Source organism: Symbiopectobacterium sp., from assembly GCF_047692315.1.
Taxonomy (GTDB): domain Bacteria; phylum Pseudomonadota; class Gammaproteobacteria; order Enterobacterales; family Enterobacteriaceae; genus Symbiopectobacterium.
Genome location: NZ_JBLLJS010000026.1, coordinates 1 through 10,826, shown reverse-complemented (window position 1 = coordinate 10,826; position 10,826 = coordinate 1). Strand labels below are relative to the sequence as shown.

General features: G+C 52.1%; 6 protein-coding genes and 3 pseudogenes. 8 read left to right on the top strand and 1 reads right to left on the bottom strand.

Translation table 11 applies throughout. The features are described from left to right. Positions 1-181, top strand: a 181-nt coding sequence (locus ACMZI0_RS16260; RefSeq protein WP_415673743.1) for a hypothetical protein, incomplete at its 5' end; no start/stop codon positions are given. Between the two features lie 4 nt (positions 182-185). On the opposite strand, the gene ACMZI0_RS16255 is transcribed toward ACMZI0_RS16260, so the two are convergent. After that, complete coding sequence (locus ACMZI0_RS16255; protein ID WP_415673742.1) at positions 186-1,340, bottom strand: tRNA/rRNA methyltransferase; 1,155 nt, start codon at positions 1,338-1,340, stop codon at positions 186-188. A 312-nt stretch (positions 1,341-1,652) separates the two neighbouring features. Between ACMZI0_RS16255 and trxC the strand changes: the two genes are divergently transcribed. The 7 genes and pseudogenes from trxC (at position 1,653) to kduI (ending at position 10,274) form a co-directional block, all read left to right on the top strand. Further along, positions 1,653-2,072 (top strand): thioredoxin TrxC, encoded by a 420-nt coding sequence (gene trxC, locus ACMZI0_RS16250; RefSeq protein ID WP_415673741.1) that lies wholly within the window; start codon positions 1,653-1,655, stop codon positions 2,070-2,072. 85 nt (positions 2,073-2,157) lie between these two features. Then, positions 2,158-2,858, top strand: a pseudogene (locus ACMZI0_RS16245) (tRNA-uridine aminocarboxypropyltransferase). A gap of 50 nt (positions 2,859-2,908) precedes the next feature. Next, positions 2,909-5,485: pseudogene (locus ACMZI0_RS16240) on the top strand (GNAT family N-acetyltransferase). 152 nt (positions 5,486-5,637) lie between these two features. Next, complete coding sequence (gene pssA / locus ACMZI0_RS16235; RefSeq protein ID WP_415673745.1) at positions 5,638-6,990, top strand: CDP-diacylglycerol--serine O-phosphatidyltransferase; 1,353 nt, start codon at positions 5,638-5,640, stop codon at positions 6,988-6,990. A gap of 255 nt (positions 6,991-7,245) precedes the next feature. Further along, positions 7,246-8,013 (top strand): IclR family transcriptional regulator, encoded by a 768-nt coding sequence (locus tag ACMZI0_RS16230; RefSeq protein WP_415673740.1) that lies wholly within the window; start codon positions 7,246-7,248, stop codon positions 8,011-8,013. A gap of 466 nt (positions 8,014-8,479) precedes the next feature. After that, on the top strand, positions 8,480-9,418 hold the full coding sequence (gene kdgT, locus ACMZI0_RS16225; protein ID WP_415673744.1) for a 2-keto-3-deoxygluconate transporter: 939 nt from the start codon (positions 8,480-8,482) through the stop codon (positions 9,416-9,418). Positions 9,419-9,429: 11 nt separating this feature from the next. Then, positions 9,430-10,274 (top strand): annotated as a pseudogene (gene kduI, locus ACMZI0_RS16220) (5-dehydro-4-deoxy-D-glucuronate isomerase). Positions 10,275-10,826 lie beyond the last annotated feature (552 nt).

Genomic DNA, 10,826 nt, shown 5'->3' with positions numbered 1-10,826 from the left:
CCCCCCCCCCCCCCCCCCCCCCCCCCCCCCCCCCCCCCCCCCCCCCCCCCCCCCCCCCCCCCCCCCCCCCCCCCCCCCCCCCCCCCCCCCCCCCCCCCCCCCCCCCACCAACCATTTCCTCAGCGCCATTTGGACGCAGGAGGTCAAAACCAACCCTTTACTCTGTGAGTTCGTTCCCTAACGCATCACAATTCAGTGATGCTATGCTGCCGCCACCACTCTGCCAGCAAAATACCCGTCGCAACGGAGATATTCAGGCTTTCCACTTTACCCGTACCGCCAATAGAAAGGGGCAGATCGCCCTGCTGCCAGGTACTGTCCGTCAGGCCATCACCTTCATGCCCTACCACCAATACCACTTTCTTCGGTAATGCCGTTTGTGCCAAAGGTTGCCCTTTGTGGCTGGATGTCGTCGCGATGGTATAACCCGCTGCGCGGAAAGCATCCAGTGCCGAAGGAAAATCATCGGCTTGAATGGCATTCACATGCTCTGCGCCGCCTTCTGCCGTGCGTACTGCCGCGCCAGATTCCAGCAACGACGGATCGTGGATCAGCACACCGTCAACACCAAAGTGTGCGCAAGAACGCACGATACCGCCCAGATTATGCGGGTTACCCACATCTTCCAGCGCCAGCACACAATCTGTTTCCTTCGCCTGCGCCAGATAGTCATTCACATCAGAGCCTTGGCGTTTCTTGATCAGAAAACACACGCCACCGTGGTGATCGGTGCCAGACGCCTTGGTCAGTTCTTCGTCATCCACCACATGGTAGACTTTACGGTTTGCCGCTATCCAGCGTAAGGCTTCACGAAAACGCGGTGTCACCTCTTGCAGGAACCAGGCGCGCACAATGGCATCCGGACGGTTGTTAAACAGTGCCTGACAGGCGTTTTCACCATAGACGCGCGTCTCTTCCTGACGCTGACGGCGAATCTGTTCGGGATCGAGACGGCTCTTACCCACGATCCCGCCGTGGTCTGGCTTCTGCGGCGCGTCATCTGGCGCACGTGATACCGTTTTCCACGGTGAATCACTGCCGCGACCATAATCTGCACGGTCATCGCGCCCAGCGTTATCACTGCTGCGATGAGGGTTCTCACGGACATAACGCGGGTTCATGTCGCGCGGGTCACGCGGCTTAGTGCGGCCCTCTTTATCGCGATTATCACGCGGCTTGCTGCGGCCGTCTTTATCATGGTTGTCGTGCCGCCCCGTTTTTTCGTTATCATTACGGCGATCGCGCGCTCCGTCTCCGGTACGCGAATTTTTCTTTTCGTCCTCGTTACGGACGTACATCACGCGGACCTTTCCGCTCTTACTACCCGCTGAATCGCTCATTATTTTCTCCATTTTCTCCACCAACGCGCTGGCGCAAAGATTACCTGATGTACACCCGCGACGCTACCGACTTCGAGTATAAAAGCCAAGTTTCCATGACCCACTGGTGAACAATGACACCGCAACCTGATTCATAACGGCAATGTCTATTGTAATCATTGAGGAAACCGCATTGTCACCGCCGCTCGCTATCACCATAATGCGTTTACGATTTCGTAACATGCTGTGGTTATTGAACGTGACTTCTGATGAAGGCGTGCTGTTGGCTACACAGCACACTTATTTTAGCCGTTTTATGATTTGAGGTCGCCTATGAACACGGTATGCGAATCCTACCACGCCACGAATCGTTTGCCAGAAGAACGCCTTCACGACCGCCCGACCTGTGGCCGCTGCGGCAGCGTGCTGTTTTCTGGCGAGGTGCTCAACGCCACCAGCGCTACGTTCGATAAGCTATTGCAAGATGACTTGCCGGTGGTAGTGGATTTTTGGGCTCCCTGGTGTAGCCCCTGCGTTGCCTTTGCCCCGATTTTTACTGCCGTGGCGCAAGAGCGCGCCGGAAGCGTTCGCTTTATTAAAGTGAATACCGAAGCCGAACCTGAATTGAGCGCACGTTTTCGCATTCGCAGCATTCCGACGCTGATGGTGTTTAAACAGGGTAAACCAGTGGATATCATGAGTGGTGCGCTGCCGAAAACGCCGTTCGAAAACTGGTTAGATGAAACGATTTGAACGATTGAGCAATGTAATAAAAGCCGCACTGGGGCTTTCTGTCCTCCAGTGCGTCAAGTAGAATAGCGCTTTTTAGCGAACCCCCATGCGCGACAACGCTGTTCTTCGTTTGCGCCAGCACCGGCTGGAACTCTCCACCCGCCCTTTTCGGGCCCGAGGTTGCCGTGTTGTGCGTTGTCAACACTGCCTGCTGCCGGTGAAAAATTGTCTGTGTGACACCATCACCCCCCATTCGGCGCGCAGCCGTTTCTGCCTGATCATGTTCGATACCGAGCCGTTAAAACCCAGCAATACCGGCCGCCTGATTGCCGATATTCTCTGCCCGATACCCAGGCATTCCTGTGGTCGCGCACTGAGCCTGATCCTGCTTTGCTGGCGGCACTGAAAACCTCGGACTATCAGCCCTATCTGGTTTTTCTTGCTGATGAAGCCGAGCCCGCACGCCAGGTATTGCACCGCCTGCCAGATAACGCCAAGCCACCACTGTTCGTGCTACTGGACGGCACCTGGCCGGAAGCGCGCAAAATGTTCCGCAAAAGCCCTTATCTTGATGCACTGCCCATTTTGTCGCTCGCCGTTGAATCACTCTCACGCTACCAACTGCGCGAAACAAGCAGCGCCGGGCAACACTGTACGGTGGAAATTGCTGCCGCACTGTTGCAACAGGCAGGTGACAACAGTGCCAGCCAGGGCCTGCTCAATCACTTCGATCGCTTTCGTCAACGTTATCTGGCCGGTAAAGCACATCGCCCAGCACAGGAAATTTCATCGACTGTCACAGCATAAACGGATAAAAACCGCTATGATTCAGCTCTCTGTCCTGTCGGGAGCGAGCTATGAGTCAGCGCGGATTAGAAGCGTTATTAAGGCCAAAATCGATCGCCGTGCTGGGAGCATCGGACAAACCGGGACGCGCCGGTTTTCTTATGATGCAAAACCTGCTGGGCGGTCACTTCACCAGCCCGATCTGGCGGTTCTCTGTACCCATGCCAGCCGCAATCTGATGCTGCTGGAAGCGTTGGGTCAGCGCGGTTGTAAAACCGCCATTATTCCCCCCCCCCGCACAGGCGGAAGAACTCAAGGCCTGCGCCAACCGCTATGCCATGCGCCTGCTGGGGCCGAACAGTCTGGGGATACTGGCACCGTGGCAGGGTTTCAATGCCAGCTTCTCTCCCGTGCCGATAGTTAAAGGAAAGCTGGCGTTTATTTCTCAATCCGCCGCTGTTTCCAATACCATACTCGATTGGGCACAGCAGCGGGGCATCGGGTTTTCCTACTTCATCGCGCTGGGCGACAGCCTGGATATCGATGTGGATGATGTGCTCGATTTTCTGGCGCGTGATGGGAAGACCAGCGCCATTTTATTGCATATTGAGCAGCTTAAAGATGCGCGACGTTTTCTCTCCGCCGCGCGCAGCGCCGCCAGAAACAAGCCCATCTTGGTTATCAAGAGCGGTCGAACTCAGCTTGCTCAGCAGTTGCTGCACGGGCACCAGCTCGGGTTGGATGCCGCCTACGATGCAGCCATCCAGCGTGCCGGATTACTGCGCGTGCGAGACACACACGAACTGTTCTCTGCGGTGGAAACGCTGAGCCACCTGCGCCCGCTACGCGGTGAGCGTTTGCTGATTGTCAGTAACGGCGCGTCCCCAGCGGCACAGGCGCTTGATCAACTGCTTAGCCGACAGGGCAAACTGGCGACGTTGACGGAGCAGACGCAACAAAAGCTACGTGAGGTATTGCCCGAGGAAGTCCACATCGGAAACCCGCTCGATCTGCGTGACGACGCCACGGCAGCGCGCTATCTCAGCACGCTTTCGGTGCTGCTGGACAGTGATGACTACGACGCCTTGCTGATCATCCACGCGCCGAGTGCCGCTGCGCCCGGCACAGAAAACGCACAGCAACTGATTGCCTGCTGTCAGGCTCATCCGCGCGGCAAACGTATCACCTTACTCACCAACTGGTGTGGTGAATATTCCTCTCAGGAGGCGCGCCGCCTGTTCAATGAAGCAGGCATTCCCACCTACCGCACACCCGAAGGTGCGGTCACCGCGTTTATGCATATCGTGGAATACCGGCGTAACCAGAAACAACTGATGGAAACCCCTGCCCTGCCGCACGATCTCGGCACCAACGCTAGTCAGGCGCACCAGTTGATTCATCAGGCGTTGCATGATGGGGTGACACAACTTGATACCCACGAAGTCCAACCGATTTTACAGGCCTACGGGCTGCATACCTTGCCAACCTGGATTGCCAGCGGCAGCGTGGAAGCCGTGCATATTGCCGAACAGATTGGTTACCCGGTCGCCATCAAACTGCGCTCACCGGATATCCCGCATAAATCCGAAGTACAGGGGGTGATGCTTTACCTGCGCACCGCCCATGAAGTCCAGCAAGCTGCCGATGCCATTATCGATCGTGTCAAACGCGCCTATCCGCAAGCGCGCATTCATGGGCTGTTGGTGCAAGGCATGGCGAATCGCGCGGGCGCACAAGAGCTGCGCATCGCAGTGGAACAAGACCCAATCTTCGGCCCGCTGATTTTGTTGGGCGACGGCAGCGTGGCGTGGAACAAAGATTCACAGGCGGCGGTGGCACTGCCGCCGCTCAATATGACACTGGCGCGCTACCTGATAATGCAAGCGCTGAAAAGCGGCAAAATACGCGGGCGCAGCGCCCTGCACCCACTGGATATCGCCGGGCTCAGCCGGTTGCTGGTGCAGGTTTCCAACCTGATTCTTGACTGCCCGGAAGTACATCGTCTGGATATTCATCCGCTGCTGGCATCCGGCAGTGAATTTACCCTGTTGGATGTCACGCTTCATCTCGCGCCTTTTTCTGGCGATCCGCAATCCCGTCTGGCCATCCGCCCTTACCCACAAGAGCTGGAAGAGCAGGTGCTGCTCAATAACCAGGAACATTGCCTGTTCCGCCCGATCCTTCCAGAGGACGAGCCGCTGCTGGAGCACTTCATCAGTAACGTCACCAAAGAAGATCTCTATTACCGTTATTTCAGTGAAATCAATTAATTCAACCATGAAGATTTGGCGTACATGACGCAGATTGACTACGATCGGGAGATGGCGTTTGTGGCAGTATGCTCTACACCGCTCGGTGATGAAATCATTGGCGTTACCCGGACCATTTCCGATCCCGATAACATTGCCGCCGAATTTGCTGTGCTGGTACGTTCAGATTGTAAAGGGATGGGGCTTGGCAAGCGCCTGCTCAGCAAATTGATTGATTACACCCGCCGCCACGGGCTAAAACAGTTGAACGGCATCACTATGCCGCATAATCAAGGCATGATTGCCTTGGCCAAGAAGCTCGGTTTCACGGTAGACGTGCAGTTAGACGAAGGAATTGTCACGCTTGTGCTCGCGTTAAATACGTCGGAGGTTGCGTGACAGAGCGTTTATTTTGACAGTCAATCTGGTAATGAACGGTAAAACTTACTCACTACGCCCGAAAAGTAGTGGTATCATCGCCCGATTCGGCATTCCCCTGACATCATTTATGACGGCCTTGCGCTGACTAATAAGAGAAGAAACGCACTGTGATGTTGTCTACTAAACGCAATAAATACCAACAACACCTTGCACAACTGCCCAAACTCCCTCAAGCAGCGGATGACATTCAGACATTGCATTCCCCTGAACTGTTTCGTACTACGCTGCTCAACCTGATCCAACAGGCCAAGACGCGCATCTATCTGGTCGCGCTCTATCTGGAACAGGATGACGGCGGACAGGGCATACTCTCCGCGCTCTACAACGCCAAGCGCAACAATCCCGATCTAGATGTACGCGTGTTGGTGGATTGGCACCGCGCACAGCGCGGGCGTATTGGTGACAAATCAGCGAGTACCAATGAAGATTGGTACTGCGATATGGCAGAAAAACATGCTGACGTGAAATTTCCCATTTATGGCATTCCCGTCAACACGCGTGAAGCGCTCGGCGTCTTGCACCTGAAAGGGTTCATTGTTGATGACCGCGTGCTGTATAGCGGTGCCAGCCTGAACGATGTTTATCTGCACCAGCATGACAAGTACCGCTACGATCGCTATCAGCTTATCCGCAACCCGGCGCTGGCTGATACCATGTCAGGGTACATCACCACACTGGTTAAAGATCCGGCGGTGCAACGTCTGGACAGCCGTTCGCGGCCCAAAAATCTGGAAATCAAAGCGGATATTCGTCAATTTCGCCAAACGCTGCGCACGCTTGCCTACAACACGCCCGGTAGTGAGGAGGTTAATGGGGCGTTGACGGTCACGCCGTTGGTGGGGTTGGGTAAACAAAGCCCGCTGAATAACACGATTCATCACCTGATGTTTTGCACTGAACATCGGCTGGTGATGTGCACCCCGTATTTCAACCTGCCCGCGCTGCTGATCAAAAACGTGGTGCGCTTGCTCAAAGAAGGCAAGCAGGTTGAGATCATCATCGGTGACAAGACGGCTAACGACTTCTTTATTCCAGAAGATCAGCCGTTCAAGATCATCGGTGCGCTGCCGTACCTGTACGAGATCAATCTGAGTCGTTTTGTTAGTCGCTTGCAGCGTTACATCGACAATCAGCAGTTAACCGTGCGGTTGTGGAAGGATGGGGATAACAGCTTCCACCTTAAGGGACTGTGGTCCGACGATACCTGGCAGTTACTGACAGGCAATAACCTGAACCCTCGCGCGTGGCGTTTGGATTTGGAAAATGCCATCCTGATCCACGATCCCGAGAAAGTGCTGCTGGAACAGCGGTTGCAAGAGTTAGATCAGATCCGCGCTTACACCACGCCGCTTAAGAGCTATACCGACTTGCAAGGTATCGCACAATATCCGGTGAAGGTACGTAAATTAATACGCCGCTTACGCCGTATCAGGATCGATAGGTTGATCAGCCGGATTCTGTAACACCACGCACTAAAAACCCCATCCGCGGGGTTTTTTATTCTTCTGTGCCACCCACATCTTCGCTCTGCCATTTCCTTCTCACAGCAATAAACGATAAAAATGCCCTTTCCGTTTTCCTAATGAAACTAAGTTCCATTTATCTTGAAATAATCAACACTACTGCGATCATTTTGTGATCTGCATCTAAGTAAATAAATTACCGTTCCGTTATTATTATCCTATATAAAAAACTATGGTTTCACATATAAAACAATCATGAATATCTTCCAACAACTTGAATATGGCAAAGCGCCTGCGGCAGTCCGTCTAGTGATGATTGTGGACTATATTGCCAATCGTGACAAAGCCAGCTTTACCGAGATCTGTACCGATTTGTCTATACCCAAAAGTAGCGTACATCACTTGCTTGAAGTGCTGACGGTGCCACAACCATTACGTCAGCGCCCTGATGGGCGTTATGTTTTAGGCTTGCGGTTATTCGAACTGGGCGGTTTGGCAATAAAGAATATTGATTTGCGCAAAGATGCCATTGGCTTTATGCATGCGTTAGTTAAAGAAACGGAACTCACCTGTCACCTCGGTATTTTGGATGGTGATAACAGTTTCTTCCTGAGTAAAGTTGAATCCCCCAAGGCCATCGTAAAAACGTCCTGGAAAGGTAAAAAAATCGTATTGCTGGGAAAAGTGTTATTGGCCTGGTTGCCGCAGGAAAGAATAGAAACCCCAATTGCTGATTGTACTTTTAAGCGTTTGACGCCGCGTACCATTACCAATAAAGAAGATTTTCTGGAACACCTGAAACTTGTCAAGACCCAAGGTTGGGCGATAGATGATGGTGAAGATATCGAGGCAATCTGCTGCATGGCAGCGCCGATTTTTAATCAGGACGGAAAGGTTGTCGCAGCCATCGGCGTCAACGGCATGCAATCACAGTATGCCAATGGTAAGAAAGAGAAACATCTGGCAAGCCTGATTAAAACCAGCAAGGCGATCTCAGACCATATTAACAGCCATCGGGTTTGATAATACCAATAGGTAAAAATGAATAATAATTTATTGATGATTAAGAGGCTAATGATTGAATAATCAATAAAACGATTTTTATTTTAATAATACAAATTACGTTCAATAAATTATCACTGATTGGTTAGTGGCCATTCGTCAATCGATAATGGACATCGATAATCAGCGAGGCGATACGTAATGGTTAAAATATCTGTAATGTGCGAAGCAAACATTACGGAAAGGCAGCTTATAATTAAAAAAACATCTAGACCATAAATATCAAGGCATTAATAAAAATTTAATTATCAATTTTATAATGGGGATGACCATCTTCAATATTGAGTGAATGTGGGTAATAACACTCAGGTCCTTGTGCGCCCCTGATTTTTAAATTTTATGCATATCACCTATCCGCTTTTATTCAAAGCGGCAGGATACATTTTTATTTTTATAGATGAGGCTTTTCATGAAAATCAAATAAGCTATTGATAAAATCCCTGGGGGATTAATGCTGGTTCCGCTCTTTTTGGGCGCACTCTGTAATACCTTTACGCCGGGCGCAGGTAAATTTCTGGGTTCCTTCAGTAACGAGCTGATTACCGGTACTATTCCTATTCTGGCAGTATGGTTCTTCTGCATGGGGGCCTCCATTGAGCTCAAGGCGACGGGCACCATGTTGAAAAAACCCGGTGTTTTGGTCGTCACCAAAATTGCTACTGCATGGGTTGTGGCGATGATTGCAGGGACCTTCTTGCCGGGCGATGGAACCCAAAACGGCTTATTTGCAGGCATCTCCGTACTTGCGTTGGTCGCCGCGATGGATATGACCAATGGTGGTCCGTATGCCGCACTGATGAACCAATATGGCTCAAAAGAAGAAGCTGGTGCCTTCGTTTTGATGTCTTTGGAATCCGGCCCGCTGATGACCATGGTTATTTTGGGTGCCAGCGGTATCGCGACCTTTGAACCGCAACTGTTTGTCGGTGCAGTGCTGCCTTTCCTGATTGGCTTTGCGCTGGGCAACCTGGATCCAGACCTGAGAAAATTGTTTGGTAACTCCGTCCAAACGCTGATCCCTTTCTTTGCTTTCGCATTGGGTAACACCATCAACCTGGCAGTTATCCTCAAAACCGGCTTCGCAGGCATCTTCCTGGGCGTCCTGGTGATCATTGTTATCGGCATCCCGTTGATTCTGGCTGACAAGTTTATCGGTGGCGGTAACGGAACAGCAGGCGTAGCTGCATCCAGTAGCGCCGGTGCCGCAGTCGCTACCCCGTTGCTGATCGCCAACATGGCACCGGAATTTGCCCCGGTAGCTCAACAAGCCACGGCGCTGGTAGCCACCAGTATTATAGTGACTTCAGTACTCGTGCCCATCATTACGGCCTTGTGGGCAAAACGATTTTCACCTAAAAACGCATAAAAGGTAACAATATGGACGTACGACAAAGTGTACACAGCGAACATGCCAAAACGCTCGATACTACCGAGCTGAGAAAGAAATTTCTCATTGAGCAGATTTTTACGCCAAATCAATACACCATGGTGTACAGCCACATTGATCATATTGTTGTAGGCGGGATTATGCCAATTGATGGCGAGATCACCTTTGATGACGATATCGGTAAGCAATTTGGTGTGAACTATTTCCTTGAACGCCGTGAACTGGGTCTGATCAACATCGGTGGCCTGGCAAACATCGTTATTGATGGCAAAAGTTACGCTGTAGGCAACGAAGAAGCACTCTACGTGGGTAAAGGGGCGACAGCCCTGGCATTCAGCAGTGTAGATAAGGCTAGACCGGCCAAGCTGTATTACAACAGTGCGCCAGCCCATGCTACGTTCCCGACCCGCGTGATTACACAGGATGATGCCATCAAAGCGCCGCTGGGTGACATCAAGACCTGTAACAAGCGTACCATTTGCAAATATCTGGTGCCGGAAGTGGTGGAAACCTGCCAGTTGAGCATGGGATTAACGCGTTTGGCAGAAGGTAGCAACTGGAACTCAATGCCAACCCATACCCATGAGCGCAGAATGGAAGTTTACTTCTATTTTGCTATTTTGACATGGCAGATGACACCATTATTTTCCATATGATGGGCGAGCCGCATGAAACACGTCATCTGGTGATGCACAACGAACAGGCAGTTATCTCTCCGAGCTGGTCGATTCACACCGGTGTTGGCACCAAAAATTATGCCTTTATCTGGGGCATGATCGGTGAAAACCTGACGTTCGACAACATGGACCATATTGCGATGAAAGATCTGCGCTAGTACGCGCTGCACTAATCGCATCCGTTCCATTAATGCCCACGGTAACCACCGTGGGCATTTTTGTATCTGCTCTCCGGCGAGATCCTCCTCGCGCAGTGTCGACTGTCCACACGTTCGGCCAGTCTTTACCACGCAGGCGAAGATCTCCTACAGGCTTGGCGCATTCCTGCTGCAAGAGCACCCCAGTTTTCGCCGAGAATGATGAAAAGGGCTGTCCTTACGCACCGTCCCTCTCTTTTTCCCTCGCGCAGGCGCTGAGGGATCCCCACAAATCTGAGACGAGCATTTCTGCATTTGCAATGAAAGTTTCATGCGCGTCAACCACACCGCACATCGCACGCACCCGGCACGGAGCGCTAACTTTCGCGGTGTCCTGCCACTCGCCTTGTGGTCTCGATCCCGCACGACAAATCTGAGTTCGGCATGGGGTCAGGTGGGACCACCGCGCTATCGCCGCCAGGCATATTCTGTTTTACATCCACCGCTTCTCAGCCATGAATGCCAATCTGTCAACAAGCTTACTTGAACGAGCTAGATTCTCTTCACCCACAC

Excerpts from the sequence above, each read along its gene's own strand:
- ACMZI0_RS16255 (WP_415673742.1), bottom strand. The coding sequence starts at position 1,340 with ATGAGCGATTCAGCGGGTAGTAAGAGCGGAAAGGTCCGCGTGATGTAC.
- trxC (WP_415673741.1), top strand. The coding sequence starts at position 1,653 with ATGAACACGGTATGCGAATCCTACCACGCCACGAATCGTTTGCCAGAA.
- pssA (WP_415673745.1), top strand. The coding sequence starts at position 5,638 with ATGTTGTCTACTAAACGCAATAAATACCAACAACACCTTGCACAACTG.
- ACMZI0_RS16230 (WP_415673740.1), top strand. The coding sequence starts at position 7,246 with ATGAATATCTTCCAACAACTTGAATATGGCAAAGCGCCTGCGGCAGTC.